The sequence below is a fragment of the Ruegeria sp. G2 genome, assembly GCF_056533505.1.
Map to the genome: position 1 here is coordinate 749,796 of NZ_JBQFON010000001.1, position 17,385 is coordinate 767,180.

16 protein-coding genes and 2 tRNA genes are annotated in these 17,385 nt (G+C 55.3%); 11 read left to right on the forward strand and 7 right to left on the reverse strand.

The genetic code is table 11. The features are described from left to right. The first annotated feature begins 4 nt into the window (after positions 1-4). Positions 5-703, forward strand: a complete 699-nt coding sequence (gene lexA / locus ACR0DU_RS03715; RefSeq protein WP_480872745.1) for a transcriptional repressor LexA — start codon at positions 5-7, stop codon at positions 701-703. Here lexA and ACR0DU_RS03720 read toward each other — a convergent pair. Continuing rightward, a complete protein-coding gene (locus tag ACR0DU_RS03720) occupies positions 697-2,724 on the reverse strand; it encodes a ComEC/Rec2 family competence protein (protein WP_480872530.1) in 2,028 nt (675 codons plus the stop codon). The genes lexA and ACR0DU_RS03720 overlap by 7 nt on opposite strands. 78 nt (positions 2,725-2,802) lie before the next feature. Here ACR0DU_RS03720 and gltX point away from each other — a divergent pair, with 78 nt between their 5' ends. The 3 genes from gltX (at position 2,803) to ACR0DU_RS03735 (ending at position 6,733) form a co-directional block, all read left to right on the forward strand. After that, complete coding sequence (gltX, locus tag ACR0DU_RS03725; protein ID WP_480872532.1) at positions 2,803-4,209, forward strand: glutamate--tRNA ligase; 1,407 nt, start codon at positions 2,803-2,805, stop codon at positions 4,207-4,209. A 114-nt stretch (positions 4,210-4,323) separates the two neighbouring features. Continuing rightward, positions 4,324-5,619: a citrate synthase gene (gene gltA / locus ACR0DU_RS03730; protein WP_480872533.1), complete on the forward strand. Its 1,296-nt coding sequence runs from the start codon at positions 4,324-4,326 to the stop codon at positions 5,617-5,619. Positions 5,620-5,791: 172 nt separating this feature from the next. Continuing rightward, entirely contained in the window at positions 5,792-6,733 is a 942-nt protein-coding gene (locus ACR0DU_RS03735; RefSeq protein WP_480872535.1) for an autotransporter outer membrane beta-barrel domain-containing protein, read from the forward strand. 9 nt (positions 6,734-6,742) lie between these two features. Here ACR0DU_RS03735 and ACR0DU_RS03740 read toward each other — a convergent pair whose 3' ends face one another. Then, the gene (locus tag ACR0DU_RS03740) at positions 6,743-7,810 is read right to left on the reverse strand and encodes a PA0069 family radical SAM protein (protein ID WP_480872537.1); all 1,068 of its coding nucleotides are present in this window, start codon (positions 7,808-7,810) and stop codon (positions 6,743-6,745) included. A gap of 308 nt (positions 7,811-8,118) precedes the next feature. Between ACR0DU_RS03740 and ACR0DU_RS03745 the strand changes: the two genes are divergently transcribed. Both ACR0DU_RS03745 and ACR0DU_RS03750 read left to right on the forward strand, forming a co-directional pair. Then, positions 8,119-8,817 (forward strand): corrinoid protein, encoded by a 699-nt coding sequence (locus ACR0DU_RS03745; protein WP_170392964.1) that lies wholly within the window; start codon positions 8,119-8,121, stop codon positions 8,815-8,817. A 94-nt stretch (positions 8,818-8,911) separates the two neighbouring features. Continuing rightward, positions 8,912-9,577 (forward strand): DUF1638 domain-containing protein, encoded by a 666-nt coding sequence (locus ACR0DU_RS03750; protein ID WP_480872538.1) that lies wholly within the window; start codon positions 8,912-8,914, stop codon positions 9,575-9,577. Between the two features lie 3 nt (positions 9,578-9,580). Here ACR0DU_RS03750 and ACR0DU_RS03755 read toward each other — a convergent pair whose 3' ends face one another. Further along, entirely contained in the window at positions 9,581-9,991 is a 411-nt protein-coding gene (locus tag ACR0DU_RS03755) for a SufE family protein (RefSeq protein ID WP_480872540.1), read from the reverse strand. Positions 9,992-10,132: 141 nt separating this feature from the next. Between ACR0DU_RS03755 and ACR0DU_RS03760 the strand changes: the two genes are divergently transcribed. Then, a complete protein-coding gene (locus ACR0DU_RS03760) occupies positions 10,133-10,657 on the forward strand; it encodes a hypothetical protein (protein ID WP_480872542.1) in 525 nt (174 codons plus the stop codon). Here ACR0DU_RS03760 and rnd read toward each other — a convergent pair. From rnd to purM, 3 genes are all read right to left on the reverse strand, one after another. Then, complete coding sequence (rnd, locus tag ACR0DU_RS03765; RefSeq protein ID WP_480872544.1) at positions 10,654-11,811, reverse strand: ribonuclease D; 1,158 nt, start codon at positions 11,809-11,811, stop codon at positions 10,654-10,656. The two genes, ACR0DU_RS03760 and rnd, sit on opposite strands and share 4 nt — an antisense overlap. 110 nt (positions 11,812-11,921) lie before the next feature. Next, positions 11,922-12,518: a phosphoribosylglycinamide formyltransferase gene (gene purN / locus ACR0DU_RS03770; RefSeq protein ID WP_010440296.1), complete on the reverse strand. Its 597-nt coding sequence runs from the start codon at positions 12,516-12,518 to the stop codon at positions 11,922-11,924. Continuing rightward, positions 12,515-13,561, reverse strand: coding sequence for a phosphoribosylformylglycinamidine cyclo-ligase (gene purM / locus ACR0DU_RS03775; RefSeq protein WP_480872747.1), 1,047 nt, complete (start codon positions 13,559-13,561; stop codon positions 12,515-12,517). Before purM ends, purN begins: the two co-directional genes overlap by 4 nt. Before the next feature lie 107 nt (positions 13,562-13,668). On the opposite strand from purM, the gene ACR0DU_RS03780 reads away from it, so the two are divergent. After that, positions 13,669-13,745: transfer RNA gene (locus ACR0DU_RS03780), tRNA-Ile, on the forward strand. Positions 13,746-13,747: 2 nt separating this feature from the next. On the opposite strand, the gene ACR0DU_RS03785 is transcribed toward ACR0DU_RS03780, so the two are convergent. Further along, positions 13,748-15,067 (reverse strand): ATP-binding protein, encoded by a 1,320-nt coding sequence (locus tag ACR0DU_RS03785; RefSeq protein ID WP_480872546.1) that lies wholly within the window; start codon positions 15,065-15,067, stop codon positions 13,748-13,750. 44 nt (positions 15,068-15,111) lie between these two features. Between ACR0DU_RS03785 and ACR0DU_RS03790 the strand changes: the two genes are divergently transcribed. The 3 genes from ACR0DU_RS03790 to ACR0DU_RS03800 all read left to right on the forward strand — a co-directional run bounded on the left by ACR0DU_RS03790 (position 15,112) and on the right by ACR0DU_RS03800 (position 17,256). Continuing rightward, complete coding sequence (locus ACR0DU_RS03790; RefSeq protein WP_480872547.1) at positions 15,112-16,026, forward strand: MBL fold metallo-hydrolase; 915 nt, start codon at positions 15,112-15,114, stop codon at positions 16,024-16,026. A gap of 74 nt (positions 16,027-16,100) precedes the next feature. After that, positions 16,101-16,175 (forward strand) — tRNA-Asn (locus ACR0DU_RS03795). 199 nt (positions 16,176-16,374) lie between these two features. Beyond that, positions 16,375-17,256, forward strand: a complete 882-nt coding sequence (locus tag ACR0DU_RS03800) for a hypothetical protein (protein ID WP_170774049.1) — start codon at positions 16,375-16,377, stop codon at positions 17,254-17,256. Positions 17,257-17,385: the final 129 nt, after the last annotated feature.

Genomic DNA, 17,385 nt, shown 5'->3' on the forward strand with positions numbered 1-17,385 from the left:
AGCGATGCTGACCAAGAAGCAATTGGATTTGCTGGAATTCATCCACAAACGCGTGCAAGCGGACGGTGTTCCGCCCAGTTTTGATGAAATGAAGGCTGCGTTGGACCTGCGTTCCAAATCCGGGATCCATCGATTGATCACGGCGCTGGAAGAACGTGGCTTTATCCGCCGCCTTGCTCACCGGGCACGCGCCATTGAAATCGTCAAGCTTCCCGAAAGCCTTGGTGGTGAGCCGACGGCGGGCTTCAAACCCCGCGTGATTGAAGGTGACCGGCCCGAAGGGACCCGCCCAGCGAACTTCGAACCCGTCACCGTTGATGCGATGGAACTACCCGTCATGGGGCGGATCGCGGCCGGTGTCCCAATCGAAGCGATAAGCCATGTTTCGCACCGCGTGGCAGTGCCGGGCTCGATGATTTCAGGCAGCAGTGAACATTACGCGCTTGAAGTGCGGGGCGACTCGATGATCGACGCCGGAATCAACGATGGCGATGTCGTCGTGATCCGTGAAACCACGGCAGCAGATAACGGAGATATCGTCGTGGCGCTGATTGAAGATCAAGAAGCCACGTTAAAGCGCTTTTTCCGTCGCGGTCAGGCCATTGCACTTGAAGCAGCAAACCCGGCTTATGAGACGCGTGTGTTGCCCGAGGATAAGGTGAAAGTACAGGGTCGGTTGGTTGGTTTGATCCGTAGCTACTGACCGGGCTGAGGTGACCACAGGCGGCGTCCTGAAGCCTCTGAACTGGTGAGCAAACTCCCTTTGGAAATGGCAAGACTGCCTGTGTTTCGCAGTGCATCCGGGTCATAGATCTGACATGCACCTGTCAGAGACAACGACACAGACGAGATAATAATTTGATCTGGCAAGCACTCTTCAAAGGCAAGCGCAGCGCGTTTGCCTGTTAGGTGCACTAGCTCTTTGTCACCCAGCAGATAGCGTAGGACACCCCCTGAGGACTCAGGCCAGCGCTTCGCCGCCTTTGGTTGATCCGCGTCGTCTCCGTCATTCTCCAACCAAACCGATGCGACAAAACCGCTGCCTTTTGGTTTACTCAGCGCACGGCCTTGATCGGTCATCACGCCGACGAGCCCTCCGGTATCTGCGATCAGAACATCAGGGCGGCTCCCCTGCCCCCACGTCGCAGTAGCAACCACCGCCGGGACCAATCCAATCCATCGCGTGCGCCCTCGCCACAGGATCAACCAGAGGAAAGACACTGCTATAACAGGCAGTACAAATGCGCCTGGGCTAACAACAAACCCCCGCGCACCTTCAAGTCCCGAAACCCAGGACGCAACCGCAAGGATCCAATTCAGCCCCAAACCCATCACGTGCAGTGCGATCGCCTCAAGCCCGAATGGCGCAAGAAGTGCTGCGACAACGGCACTCGGAACGACCAGAGTGCCCATCACCGGGACCGAGACGAGGTTTGCGATTAATCCATAGTGGGACACGGTGTTGAAATGAGCCGCCCCGATGGGGGCAGTTGCGATCCCAGCGATGGCCGATGAAATCAACAAGGCCAACACCGGCCGCATCCAGAGTGGACCGGGCATTGGACCATAGTCTCTTAGGGCTCCGAAACCCGCGACCAGAGCGGTCGTCGCAGCAAATGACATCTGGAACCCAGGGCTCAGCAGTGTTTCAGGGCGCAGCACCAATACGATCAATGCGGCAACGGCCACCGCCCGTAGCGAGATCGCGCGGCGGTCCAGCATCACGGCTCCTAGCATGACGCAAACCATGACAAATGCGCGCTCGGTCGCGACGTTTCCGCCAGAGAGAAATAAATAGATAGTGGCAGCGACTAAGGCGCAGATCGCTGCCATTTTTCGTACAGGCAAACGCAGGGCCAGCATAGGCACCATCGACAATCCGATGCGGTATGCCACGAATACAAAACCAGTCAGCAAGCCCATATGCAATCCAGAGATCGCCAGAAGATGCGCCAGATTTGAGGCACGCAAGGACTCAAGCGAGGCCTTGCTCATACCGCTGCGATCCCCTGTGGTGACGGCGGCAGCAAATCCGCCGATCTCGCCAGGCAAAATTGCACGAACTCTGTCCGAGATCGCCATACGCCAAGCTGTAATACGAACACCGCTTTGTCCATCGCGAGCCGGGGTCGAAGACAAAACTGGAACACGGGTATATCCAACTGCGCCAAGCTTTTGGAACCAAGCGTGCCGGCGAAAATCAAATCCACCCGGTTCGACCGGACCTTGCGGCGGGGAAAGGTGCGCGGTGGTCATGATCCGCTGACCCGGGGACAACGCAACAGTTTCGCCATGTATCGAAAGTCGGATGCGCCCGGGCCTTTGATCAGCGGGAATATCGACAATCCGCACCTGATCCAGCATAACCCGCAGCGCATCCGACGCAGAGCGGTCCAGCGCTATGACCCTCCCCTCGACCGGGCCATAATAGCGCCATTGCAAGACCGGCTCTGCAACCATATGGGCCCGCGTTCCGGCCAGCAGAAAACCCAACGCAATCAGCGTCATCCCGATGGGCAGCGGGCGCCAGGCCTCTCTCAACCAAAGACTGGAACCAATCGCCAACAACACAAACGCAATGACCATTGCGTACACGCCTGCGCCGGGTTCAAACCTCAGGCTAAAGTACCAGCCGATCCCGACCGCTAGACAGACCGGAGACCACGGGAACAGATATCCCCGCTGGATCAGCAATGCGGTCTCGACCCGTGTCAGAACACGCATGGTTGCCCCCGTCCTTCGGGCTGGGTAGATAGTCGCCAAACTATGCCCGCTAAGGTTACCAAAAGGTTAATCCACACAATGTCCGATCAGGTCGTCACTCGCTTTGCCCCTTCTCCCACCGGATTTCTGCATATTGGAGGCGCGCGCACCGCTCTGTTCAACTGGCTTTATGCGCGGGGCCGCGGGGGCAAGTTTCTGTTACGGATCGAAGATACAGATCGGGAACGTTCGACTCCGGAAGCAACAGCCGCGATCCTCCAGGGTATGAAGTGGCTGGGGCTGGATCACGACGGGGACGTTGTCAGCCAATTCGAAGGTGCCGCCCGTCATGCCGAAGTTGCGCGTCAGTTGCTTGCTGAGGGCAAGGCCTACAAGTGCTATTCGACCCAAGAGGAAATCGCTGCGTTCCGCGAACAGGCGCGCGCCGAAGGTAAATCGACGCTGTTTCGCAGCCCATGGAGGGATGCCGACCCAGCCACGCACCCAGATGCCCCCTATGCGATCCGCATCAAAGCGCCGCAGGAGGGTTCCACCGTGATCCACGATCAGGTGCAGGGCGACGTGACCATTCGCAACGATCAGCTTGATGATATGATCCTGCTGCGCTCGGATGGTACGCCGGTCTACATGCTGGCGGTTGTGGTCGATGATCACGATATGGGCGTGACTCATGTGATCCGGGGAGACGACCACCTCAACAACGCTGCCCGTCAGATGATGATCTATGAGGCGATGGGGTGGGACATCCCGGTCTGGGCGCATATCCCACTAATACACGGCCCGGATGGAAAAAAACTTAGCAAACGCCACGGCGCATTGGGTGCGCAGGAATATCAAGCCATGGGCTATCCTGCCGCGGGGATGCGCAATTATTTGGCGCGCCTCGGTTGGAGCCATGGAAACGATGAATTCTTTACTGATGCTCAAGCCAAAGAGTGGTTTGATCTGGAAGGGATCGGCAAAAGTCCCGCACGGTTTGATTTGAAGAAACTGGAAAACCTATGCGGACAACATATTGCCATAGGAGAGGATGCTGCGTTGCAGCAGGAAATCCAGGATTATCTGTCTGCAGCAAACAAATCACAGCTGACCGAAACACAATCGAGTGATCTAGCGCGTGCGATGTATTGCCTCAAGGATCGAGCGCGCACTTTCCCGGAACTCATTGAAAAAGCCCATTTTGTTCTGACGTCCAGACCTATCCAACCCGACGAGAAGGCGGCTAAGGCCCTGACGTCAGTATCCGACGGTATACTGAAAGAATTGACGCCGCAGCTGCAAAATGCTAGCTGGTCTCGGAACGAACTGGAGGAGACCCTGAATTCGATCGCAGAGGCGAACGGGGTTAAGTTCGGCAAATTGGCCGGCCCGCTGCGGGCCGCGCTGGCAGGCCGGGCAGTTACCCCTTCGGTATTTGACATGATGCTTGTGCTTGGGCGGAATGAAACCCTGGCGCGGCTTGATGATGCAGCGAACCCTGACTGATTTCACATTCGGGTAATGCTGCTCCACTAAGAACGAACTGCGCGATACCACGCAGTCGTTGCCTGCTTTGACGGACAGCGATCCGGCAACTGTACGAATGAGGAAGGGATAAACATGACCGAGAGCCAACAAACAGCCAAACTGACTGTCCACGGCGAAAGCTACGATCTGCCGGTATTTTCTCCGACTGCGGGGCCCGACGTGATCGACATTCGTAAGCTCTATGGTCAAGCTGGTGTATTCACTTATGATCCGGGTTTCACGTCGACGGCGAGCTGCGACAGCACCATCACTTTTATTGACGGCGACAAGGGCGAACTCCTGCACCGCGGTTATCCGATTGAGCAGATCGCATCGAAATCTCACTTCCTCGAACTCAGCTACCTGCTGCTCTATGGCGAACTGCCGTCGGCAAAAGATCTGGAGCAATTCGAGACTACCATCACGCGCCACACGATGCTGCACGAGCAAATGCAGTATTTCTACCGCGGTTTCCGTCGCGATGCGCATCCGATGGCCATCATGGTCGGCGTAGTCGGCGCCATGTCTGCCTTCTATCACGATTCGACCGACATTTCGGATCCGCGTCAACGCGAGATCGCGTCTCATCGCCTGATTGCAAAGATGCCGACGATCGCGGCTTGGGCCTATAAGTACCATATTGGCCAGCCCTTCGTGTATCCGCGCAATGATCTGGACTATGCGTCGAACTTCCTGCAAATGTGTTTCGCAGTTCCTGCAGAAGATTATGAGGTGAACCCGATTCTAGCCCGCGCCATGGATCGTATCTTCATGCTGCAGGCGGACCACGAACAGAACGCGTCGACATCGACGGTACGTCTGGCGTCTTCGTCTGGTGCGAACCCGTTCGCCTGTATCGCGGCGGGCATCGCTTGCCTCTGGGGTCCGGCCCATGGCGGCGCAAACCAGGCCTGCCTTGAAATGCTGGAAGAGATCGGCAGCGTAGACCGCATCCCCGAGTTCATTGAACGCGCCAAGGACAAAGACGATCCGTTCCGCCTGATGGGCTTTGGCCACCGCGTTTACAAAAACTTCGATCCGCGCGCGACTGTGATGAAACAGTCTGCAGATGAGGTTCTTGATCTGTTGGGTATCGAAGATAACCCTAAACTCCAGGTCGCCAAGGCGCTTGAAAAGCAGGCCCTGGAAGATCCATATTTCATCGAAAAGAAACTGTTCCCAAATGTCGACTTCTATTCGGGCATTGTGATGGAAGCTATGGGTTTCCCAACCTCGATGTTTACTCCGATCTTTGCATTGTCGCGTACGGTTGGCTGGGTCAGCCAGTGGAAGGAAATGATTGCCGATCCACAAAACAAGATCGGTCGTCCGCGTCAGTTGTATCTGGGCGCGACAAGTCGCGACTACGTAGATATTGAAAACCGCTGATCGGTGACAGAAGTTGAATTGAAGGCCCCGCCTAACCGGGGTCTTTTCTGTTCCTAGCGTTACCTAAAAGAAACCGTTCTGAGGCAATCTTGGACTAGCGCCTTGTTCGTTCTTTTCGCGGCACGCCACTCAAACTACTGTTGCTGCGTCCAGCAATAAGATTCCGGTTATCATGCGTTCCGTCCTTGTGTTCCTTTTGCTGCTGTTTGCACAGACCGCCACCGCACAAAGACTGCTTGAAAGAGCTTTTGAACAGCAGCAGCAGGAAAATGCTGCTGGCTCGCTTGCGATTTTAGGGCTGGCTGGCATCCCGGACGATTCTGCCAGTGCAATTTCGTTGCAATCGAACACGGATAATCGCGACTACGATTTCAAATCCGCACAGCTGGGTGGCGGATTTCGTCTTGCCGAAGGCGTACCGATCTATCTCGAAGGCTACATCGGATACGCGCGCTATGATCCCGTTCTGACCTTCAGCGGCACCGGAGAAACCAATCGTGTACCTCTGAAATGGACCAGCCTCGCCCTCACTGGTGGAGTCGGCTATCAGTTTGACATTGGGGAGTTTTGGAAACTGACTCCGATGGCTCATATTTCGGTCGGGCGCACGCAATCCGATGCATCGATAGGGGCGCAAGCTATAGCCAACCGCCTTGGCCTTGACCGGGATTACCTTGATAGCGGTGGAATCTGGGCAGGTGGCGCGGGTGGCTCGATGACAGTTGCGTACGAGAAATCGCTATCTAACGATCGCGAGTTCGAAGCAAGCCTGCGCTATACGCATATCGAATATTGGCCTATCGGCGACAACGAAGACCTTTTGGTTGAATCGACCGCAGCGAATGCCGTCCTTTGGTCACGATATCGTTTTCCAACGGGTAAACGTATGTTCGGGCGCCCAGTTCGATGGGTTGGTGATCTGTCGGTATCCTATCTGATCGGGGATCAGGCACTGGTGCTGGGCACGGATTGGCTTGCCCGCGTCGGTGGCGGGATTGAGGTTGATCTATCCGATACCTGGGTGCCCTGGGTATCAACGACCCGTTTCATGGTCCGCTATTATGGAAGCGATACGGTAAACGGTTTCTCGGCCGGAATCGGTATCAGCTTCTGACTCATGAATTCAGAATAAACTTAACTGATCACCAGACTGGGGCGGTGGCGCGAAATCCGCACAATTCAGCGGCGGTAGGTCTACGGCGAGCCCCAGCCGTTTCACGGCGGCGCTGAACCGTTGCGCAATCATTTCGGCATAGGTCCCCTCGCCCCGCATTCGATGACCCCAACGCGGATCATACTCTTTTCCTCCATGCATCTCCCGTAGCCGCGCCATGACCTTCTCGGCCCTGCCTGGCTGATGCTCGGTCAGCCATTCCCGCCACAGCTCGGACACTTCGCGCGGCAGCCGCAACATAATCCAGCTTGCGGCGTCCGCACCCGCCTGCTTGCCGGCCTCCAACAGCTTCTCAAGCTCATGATCGGTTAATCCCGGCACGACAGGAGAGGTCATAACGCGCACCGGTATACCTGCTTCGGTCAGGACGCGAATCGTGCGCAACCTGCGCAGTGGAGAAGGTGCACGTGGCTCCATCTGACGGGAAAGATTAGCGTCCAGAGTGGTCAGCGAAATCCCGACCCGCACAAGACCGTTGCGGGCCATGGGCGCTAGAATATCGAGATCACGTTCGATCAATGTACCTTTTGTCACGATGCCGATTGGATGCTGAAAATCACTCAACACCTGAAGACAGCCTCTTGTTATCTCGCGGCTTTTCTCAATCGGTTGATATGGATCGGTGTTAGTGCCCAACGCAATCGTAGCCACCCTATAGCGTCGCGCAGAAAGCTCCCGACGCAATATCTCTGCGGCATTGGGGCGTGCGATCAGACGTGTTTCAAAATCCAACCCTGGCGACAGGCCTAGATATGCATGGGTTGGCCGGGCAAAACAATAAACGCAACCATGCTCGCAACCCCGATATGGGTTGATCGAACGATCAAAAGGTAAATCCGGTGATTTGTTGTAGGTGATCAGACTGCGGGCCACTTCGTCCTGAACCTCGGTCCGCAGCGGAGGTAGATCTTCGGACAAATCCCACCCATCCTCGGTCAGCTCGGTCAAATACTTCTCGAATCGACCTGCTGAATTTGATGTCGCTCCCCGGCCCGGCTGGTTCGTTCTTACGGCCATTTGTTCACCATATGTTCCTATTGTCAGTACTAATTTAAGCTGGGCCCAATGGCAAGGATTACACCTGCTTCACATCTGACCACCTTGAGGCGTTTTTGAAATCGGTCTGCGCGAAGGAAGTCAGAACAAATGAAACAAATGCAGGATGATCTTGCAGAATTCGAGGTCGCCCGACGCCAAAATTCGGCCTATAGGTCGGTCTCGGAACGACCTAGGTCGCAATCGTCACAGTAGTCCTGCGACGAAATGGCCAAAACGGAAAAAATGCCACCACGGGCCGCGAGCCCGCACAGCTCAGGGAAATACCCATGTCTGATGAAGAAGACATCGTCCTGTCCGAACTGAATGACGACGAACTCGTCGAACAGATGTTCGATGACCTTTATGACGGCCTGAAGGAAGAAATCGAAGAAGGTGTGAACATCCTGCTCGAGCGCGGATGGCAACCCTACGACATCCTGACCAAAGCACTGGTTGGTGGCATGACGATTGTCGGCCACGACTTCCGCGACGGCATCCTGTTCGTTCCCGAAGTTCTGTTGGCCGCCAACGCCATGAAAGGCGGCATGGCAATCCTGAAGCCATTGCTGGCTGAAACCGGTGCTCCGCGCGTTGGCAAGATGGTGATCGGAACCGTCAAGGGCGACATCCATGACATCGGTAAGAACCTTGTTGCAATGATGATGGAAGGCGCCGGGTTCGAGGTTGTCGATATCGGAATCAACAACCCGGTCGAAAACTATCTGGAAGCGCTAGAAAACGAACAGCCCGACATTTTGGGTATGTCCGCCCTACTGACAACGACTATGCCTTACATGAAGGTGGTAATCGACACGCTGGTCGAACAGGGCCTGCGTGATGAATACACCGTTCTGGTCGGCGGCGCACCGCTGAACGAAGAGTTTGGCAAGGCGATTGGTGCCGATGGCTACTGCCGTGACGCAGCCGTGGCGGTGGAAATGGCCAAGGACTTCATGTCGCGCAAGCACAACCAACTGGCCGGCTAAGGCACGCGACCATACCGTGAGACAGGCCGTCCTTTCTGGGGCGGCCTTTTTTGTCCAAAGCCTGACATATATAGTTGCCAACCAGAGTGATCACATGACCGACGCGCCGATACCAGATGATGAAAGCCTGACCCGTCAGGGTTACGCCACTCCGCGCGCTGCCGAGTCGATTCTGCTGATCGCATGTGGGGCGCTTGCCCGTGAAATTCTGGATCTCAAGGAACGGAATGGCTGGGATCATATGGCTCTGACCTGCCTACCCGCAATTCTGCATGTACACCCCGAGAAAATCACGCAAGCGGTCGAGGATGCGATCGCCAAACACCGGGATTCATACGACCGAATCTATGTTGTATATGCCGATTGCGGAACCGGAGGCCTGCTGCAGACTGCATGTGAACGTCTGGGCGTCGAGATGATTCAAGGGCCCCACTGCTATTCCTTTTTCGAAGGGAATCTGGCATTTGCCGCACATGGCGACGATGAAACCACTGCGTTTTACCTAACCGATTTCCTTGCCCGGCAGTTTGACGCATTTGTATGGAAACCGCTTGGTCTGGACAGACACCCGGAACTGCGCGAGATGTATTTCGGAAATTACACCAAACTCGTTTATCAAGCACAGACCGACAACCCGGATCTCACACGTCGCGCACAAGAATGTGCCGAACGGATGGGACTGGAATTCGAGCGTCGGCAGACCGGATACGGTGACTTGGAAACGACGCTTACGGATTGGGCAACACGCAACGCTACATGAAGATCAAGCGCTGGCCAACGCGACCTCGCGAATGCGTTCAATCATAGCACGTAGCCCGTTCGAACGTTGCGCAGACAAGTGCTCCTGCAACCCCAGTCTGGCAAGTTCTCCTCCGGCGTCGACCTTTGGCACATCGGCTACCGGCAAGCCGTTGTAAAGCGTGCGTAATACCGCAATCAGGCCCCGCACGATCAGCGCATCGCTGTCCCCGTCAAATTTGAATTGTCCATTCTCGATGTTCGGATGCAGCCAGACTTGGCTGGCACAGCCGTTCACTTTGGTCGCGGGAACCTTGAACGCATCATCCAGCGGTTCCATCGCCTTACCCTGCTCGATGACATGACGATAGCGGTCTTCCCAGTCTTCCAGAAACTCGAAATCTTCGACTATCTCTTCAAAGGCTGGCGTTGCCATGGCTGGTCTGTCCTTGCGTTACGCGATCACATTTGTGAACTATGCTCAGCTTCCCCTTCTGTCCAGCCCCCAGTGTGGCTTTTCAAGATGCTGAAATTGCGGTAACCCAGTGCGGGTAAAGTTGCGCAAAGTGTTGGGTCCATGCACAAATCTCTGACTGTTCTTCTGCTCTCCGCCACGGTTGTTTCCGCCTGTAACAGTTGGAGCAACTCTCGGGCGAACCCATCGAACTGGTTTGGCAGCAGCACACCTGCCCCATCAGAAGTTTCAGCCAGCGACGCAGATGCGTTGGTTCCACGTCAAAACAACGGTAAAGGCCTGTTGGCGCGGCCTGAAATTGAAGACAATAGCGTTCCAATAGCGGTCATCAACGAATTGCGTGTCGACCCCACACCTTCAGGCGCGATCATATATGCAGCTGGTACCGCCATTCGACAGGGCGCATATAATGCGCAGCTTGCCCGAGTAAGGTCCGAAGAACTTACCAAGAATGGCATTTTGGAATATACCTTCCGCGTGGATTATCCGGACTATGCAACCGTTCAGGGAAACGAACGCTCTAGAATGGTTTCTGAAGCTGTAAACGTCAGCGCTCAAGAACTGGAAGGCATCCGCATGGTCCGTGTCAAAGGCCAGCAGAACGCGCTAGAATCACGTCGCCGTTAAAGCGCAACCACATCCACAGCTTGCCCCTTGGCTGCTAGTGCAATCTTGCCCTCGCAAAGCTTAAGTGCATCCTCGCCAAAGACCTCAAAACGCCAGCCGGACATGGCTGGAACATCGCGCTCACCAGCGGCGATCTGGTCCAGATCAGCGCTGGACGCGATCAGTTTTGCGGCGACGCCTGCGCTTTCGGTCTTTGATTTCAGCAGAACGCGCAGAAGATCGGCGAGGGCCGGATTCACTTTCAGCTTGTCACGGCTATTGTCTACCTTTGGCAACTGATCTTGCGGGCAGTTCACACCTCTTTTTACTGCCGCCAGGATACCGTCAGCGATCGCCCCTTTGCGGGCCTCTCGCAACAGCAAACGTGATCCACCAAGATCATAGGGCGTTTTAGGCTTAGTCGACGCCATTTCGATTAGTGCATCGTCCTTGAAAACACGGCTACGAGGCACATTGTTCTCTTGCGCATGGGCTTCGCGGAACTGAGCCAGCTCTTTCACTACAGCCAGAAATTTAGCGGAATTTGTGCGTGTTTTGACCCTGCGCCACGCTTCTTCAGGACGAATGTCATATGTCTCGGGCCGTGTTAGAATACGAAGCTCTTCAACGACCCAGTGATCCCGCTTGCTCTTTTTCAACTCAGTAGACAGATGTTCATAGATTTTCCGAAGATGGGTTACGTCTGCCAGCGCATAGTTTTTTTGCGCGTCCGTCAATGGACGCCGCGACCAGTCGGTGAAACGCGATGTCTTATCAACGCCTTCTCTGCATATTTTCCGGACAAGTGTCTCATAACCGACTTGCTCACCAAAGCCACAAACCATCGCGGCAACCTGAGTGTCGAACAGCGGTGTCGGAAAGACGCCAGCGTCGACCCAGAAAATTTCCAGATCCTGCCGAGCCGCGTGGAATACTTTGACAACGCTTTCGTTCCGGAACAGGTCATACAAAGGCTCAAGCGACAAATCCTCAGCCAAGGGATCGACTAGAACAGCACTGCCCTCATCCTCGGACGGCACCGCGAGCTGAACCAGGCAGAGCTTTGAATAATAAGTCCGTTCGCGCAGAAATTCGGTATCAACAGTGACATAAGGATATTGTGCAGCAGCCGTGCAGAAGGCGGCCAGCTCTTGCGTCGTAGTCAGGGTTTTCATGCGCGGTGCTGTTCTTGCTTTTGTTTCTTGTGACTGCCCGTGTAGTGCTTGTCCCGAGCGATATGCGACCATAAGACGATTACCCTACGCGTGTAAATCGCCGCGCAAATTCAAGGCAACAGAACTGGGTCTTTGTTGCCCATACAATACCGGCGCAGGACCTCAGGATAGAGTTTGTGTTCCTGCACCAACACGCGGGCGGCAAGTTCCTCTGGCGTATCCCCTGCCTTTACCTCCACGCGCGCCTGTCCCAGAACCGGGCCGTCATCCAGCGCGGCTGTGACTTCGTGAACGGTGCAACCATGTTCTGAATCGCCAGCCTCGATGGCGCGGGCATGCGTGTTCAGGCCTTTGTACTTGGGCAACAGCGAAGGGTGGATGTTCAGCATTCGTCCTTGGAAGCGAGAAACAAAATCGCCGGTCAGAACGCGCATGAAACCGGCCAAACACACTAAATCTGGCTGCGAAGCCAGCAGCGGTTTGAGCAGTTCCGCTTCGAACGCGGCGCGATCTTTACCGAAAGGTCGGTGATCGACGGAGGCAGTCTTTACTCCACGCTCTGCGGCCTTTGTCAGCCCTCCGGCTTCAGGGTCGTTCGACAGCACCAAGCAAGGCCGGCCAGCATGGTCCCCGATCATGCTATCGACCAGCGACAGCATGTTTGATCCGCCACCAGAAATCAGGATCGCGACGCGCTTGTGACTCACAGCAGCTTGCCTGAGTACGCGACGCCGGGTGTTTCGGTGACAGATCCGATCCGGGCAACGGTTTCACCAGCTTCGGACAGCAGTGCTTCCAGTTTGTCTGCATCCTTAGCCGCGCAGACCACGATCATCCCGATACCGCAATTGAAGGTTTTCAGCATCTCGGATTCGGCGATGCCGCCAGTTTCGGCCATCCATTTGAACACAGGCGGCAATTCCCATGTGTTCAGATTGATCTCGGCCCCCAGCCCGTCGGGCAATACGCGCGGCAGGTTTTCGGTGAGGCCGCCGCCAGTAATATGAGCAAGCGCATGGATGCCCCCTGTGCGGATCGCCTGCAGCGAGGGTTTCACATACAGCCGCGTGGGGGTCAGCAGAGCCTCACCCAATGTTCCGCCGCCGAAAGGCGACTCTGCATCCCAGCCCAGCCCCGACATCTCGACCAGTTTGCGCACCAGAGAATAGCCGTTGGAATGCACACCGTTCGAGGCCAGCCCAAGCAGCACATCCCCGTCTTGCACACCCTCGGGCAGGGTCGCGCCGCGCTCCATTGCACCAACCGAGAACCCGGCCAGATCGAAATCGCCATCGGGATACATACCCGGCATCTCGGCGGTTTCGCCTCCGATCAGGGCGCAACCGGACTGCACGCAGCCTTCGGCGATGCCCTCGATAATCCGCGCGGCGGTATCGGTATCCAGCTTGCCGGTGGCGAAATAGTCGAGGAAGAACAATGGCTCAGCGCCCTGACAGATCAGATCGTTGACACACATCGCCACCAGATCAATGCCCACGCCATCCACAACGCCGGTATCGATCGCAATCCGCAGCTTGGTGCCCACACCATCAGTTGCACCCACAAGAATCGGGTCCTGATACCCAGCCGCCTTCAGATCAAACAGCGCGCCAAACCCGCCTAGCCCACTCATCACGCCCGAGCGGTTGGTGCGCTTGGCCGCAGGCTTGATCCGATCGACCAGAGCGTTGCCTGCATCGATATCCACACCTGCATCGGCGTAGGTGATTCCGTTCTTGCCCGCTGTCATGGCCAATCCCTCATGAGTGCTTTGCGCGCGGGTTATTCGATTGTGGGCCATGTTGCAACGGTCAGGCTTGACGCGGGCTGCCATCGTGATACCCAAGGCGCATCGGCGGGCCTGTAGCTCAATTGGTTAGAGCAGAGCGCTCATAACGCTTTGGTTGGGGGTTCGAGTCCCTCCGGGCCTACCACATCACCGCCCTATTACGATATCTGCGCATAAACCGCCCAATTTTTCGCTGCTGCCCAGTCGAAGGATGCCGCCGTGTACACGGGCGATGTCGGCGACGATGGCAAGGCCCAACCCAACACCGCTGCCCTGATTCTGGTTCCGAGCCGGGTCCAGACGCGTGAAAGGTTTGACCGCCTCAGTACGCTGTTCAATGGGTATACCGGGGCCGTCATCCTCGACCCGGACACGGATCGATTTCGGCGTCATCGACAGACTAACCTCAGCCCGTGAACCATAGCGGATAGCGTTTCCAATCAAATTTTCCACCGCGCGACGCATTGCCGACGGGCGCAATGTGGCAGTCCCCTGTCCTTCGACCGATACCAGTTCAACCTGCTGACCAGCGCGCTGCGCGTCATCGATAATCTGACTCAGCCAAATCTCGGGTTCGACCGCCTCAGGTGTGCTTTCTGCAGTCCCTCTTGAAAAGTCCAGAAACGCATCTAGTAGCGATTGCATTTCATCCACATCCTGCAACAGCGGGGCTGCCTCATCTTCGGGCAACAATGACAACCCCAGCTTCAGACGCGTCAGAGGCGTGCGCAGATCGTGGCTGACGCCAGACAACATCAAAGTGCGCTGCTCAATCTGCCTTTCGATTCGGGAGCGCATATCAACAAAAGCGTTGCCCGCCGCCCGCACTTCGATTGCCCCGCCAGGAGAGTAAGGCACCACGCGGCCCCGGCCAAACGCCTGCGCCGCATCCGCGAGCCGGGTAATCGGCCGCAGTTGGTTGCGCATGTATAAAAATGAGATCGTGGTAATCAACGCCGCAAAGAACACCATCGTAACGATAAGCTGGTGCGGTGCCGTGGGTGACAGGCGCCGTCGATCAAATTTCAATTCCAAAGTGCCAAGATGCGTGCTCAGATAAAGCCGCACCTCCTGTCCATTCGGCAGTGCGACGTCTTGCATTTGGGGCACCAACGCCTTCATTTCAGCATCGACTTGTGGTGCGATGAAATCATACCAACGACGCTTTCCAACCACCGGTTCTTGGTACAGCGGCAGAAAACGAGCCGTCATATTCAATGCCGATAGATCAGGCCGTGCGGCAGCCAGCGCCTGCTGCTGCGTCTCTGCACCCTCCATCACGTTCAATATAAGCGTGACCTCACGGGCTGCCGTTCGCGTCATCTGTGCGGTCACTTCCTCGAGATGCTTTTGCAAAAAAGCGATCGCCACAACCAAGAGTACAACGATGACTGGCAGCACCAGGATAAGTGCGGCACGCGCGTACAGGCTGCGCGGCATATAGGGTTTGAGCCATTGGGTCGACATGCGCTAAACCTAGCGGGCTGCCTGGACAAGAGGAAGAGGTCAGAATGCAAGCCTCCGATGATTTCAACCCAGTGCCTGGACAAGCTGTGATACTTGCTCAAGGCCTAAGACGGGTGCTTGCCCCAAACCCCTCACCGATGACATATCGCGGTACGAACACTTACCTTCTGGGTGAAACAGACATCGCCGTCATCGATCCGGGACCGCTGAGCGACGCACATTTGTCGGCGATTCTCGATGCATTACAGCCCAATCAGCGGATCAGCCATATCTTCGTCACTCACACCCATCTCGATCACTCACCCCTTGCTGCCCCTCTTGCGGTCCATACAGGCGCACCGGTTCTCGCTTTTGGAGGGCCTCAAGCAGGCCGCAGTGCGGTTATGACGGAATTGGCGCAGAATGGGTTTGCGGGCGGCGGTGAGGGAATTGATATGGATTTTCGCCCTGATATTGAGCTGGAAGACACTGCATGTATTTCTGCGGACGACTGGACGCTTGAAGTCATCCACACACCCGGCCATCTCGGCAACCATATTGCGCTCGCCTGGGGCGATGTTTGCTTTACAGCGGATCACGTCATGGGATGGGCCAGTTCGCTGGTCTCACCGCCCGACGGGGATCTGACCGACTTCATGGCCGCCTGCCATCGCCTTCGCGCGAGAGAATGGTCAGTCTTTCATCCCGGCCACGGCGCTCCTGTAACGGAACCAAGCAATCGCCTGGAGTGGCTGATTCAGCACCGTCTTTCGCGCGAATCTCAGATTCTTGACGAACTGATCAAAGGCCCGGCTACTGCACGTCAGCTTGCACAGCGTATTTATGTAGACACGCCTGGTGCATTGCTGCCCGCGGCGGAAAGAAATGTGTTCGCGCATCTGGTCGATCTGACCGGAAAGGCCCAGGTCGCACCCGTTGAGACGCTTTCAGCACAGTCCGAATTTAGGAGGCTCAGTTAGCAGCAAACTTTTTTCATCGGCAATGCGCTTCTCCTCTGGACGGAGAAAATCCGTGTTGTTATACGCCCCTCAGTTCCGGCGTAGCTCAGCGGTAGAGCAGTTGACTGTTAATCAATTGGTCGTAGGTTCGATCCCTACCGCCGGAGCCAATATCCATATGCACTCTCATTGCGCTGCCAGATCGTACTAACCTTCCAGAATTCTATTTTGGTGCAGTTCTGAAACGGCTGAGGCCTCTTGTTTTCTGATTGCCTTGTCGCGGTTCATATTGGTGATTAGGACTTAACCCTATAAACGATATTGGCGGATTGTTTAGCTGCAATCACGTGTACAGGAACAAGAACAAATATGCGCCACGAGTACGAAATAGGGATGCTGTGGGTCGAAGGCCCCCTCAGCTATGTAGAAGTTCTTTGCGCTCAATCTTTCTTAGATGCAGGTCATCATGTAAAACTCTACCATTATGGACACGTGCAAAATGTGCCGGAAGGTGTAGAGCTTGTTCACGGCGATACCGTACTCGGCAGTGATCGCTTTATCAAACACGGTAGAACAGGTAGCTTCGCGTTGTTCTCTGATGTATTCAGGTATCATCTTCTTCAACAAAATGACCGGATGATCTGGGCGGATCTTGATGCTTATTGTGTCAAGACTTTCAAGTCGGAGACTGGTCATTTCTACGCCTGGGAATCCGACTATCAAATTGCTGGTGGTGTTTTAGGCCTACCTTCAGACAGCGAAGCGCTTGGGCAACTTCTTGAGATGACCGAAGATGAATATGGAATTCCTGAATGGTATCCTGATGAAGAGAAGAAGCGCCTTGAAAACCTAAGAGAGGCTGGAACTCCGGTGCATGTTGGTGATTTACGTTGGGGCGTCTGGGGTCCGCATGCAGTGACACATTATCTGCAAAAAACCGGAGAATCGAAATACGCTTTTCCAGAAAATTGGCTTTATCCAATAAGTTTTAAAAACCGCCGCTTTTTAATGCGGTCAAAATGGGCCCGTAAAGTGCGCCGTGCTGTAACTGAAGATACTTATTCAGTTCATTTCTATGGGCGTAGAGTCCGGCAGTTTTTGGCCACTATAGGAGGCGTTCCTGAACCGGGCAGTTACATGGAACAGTTGTTGACTAAGCACAACATTAACACCGCTGCGGCACCTATTTTTACGCGGCAAGAGCGTGAGGCACAAAAGGCAACTCAGGAAGCAACTCCATCTGTAGAATAAACCTGCAGGTAGCCTTTCCAAGCGACAATGCTTACGTCGATGCTAAGAGAAAACTCACAAGCAAAAACACAGCGTTTTCTTGGCCTTTACTAATTATCTTCAAAAAATAATCTTATCCTCTGGACGATG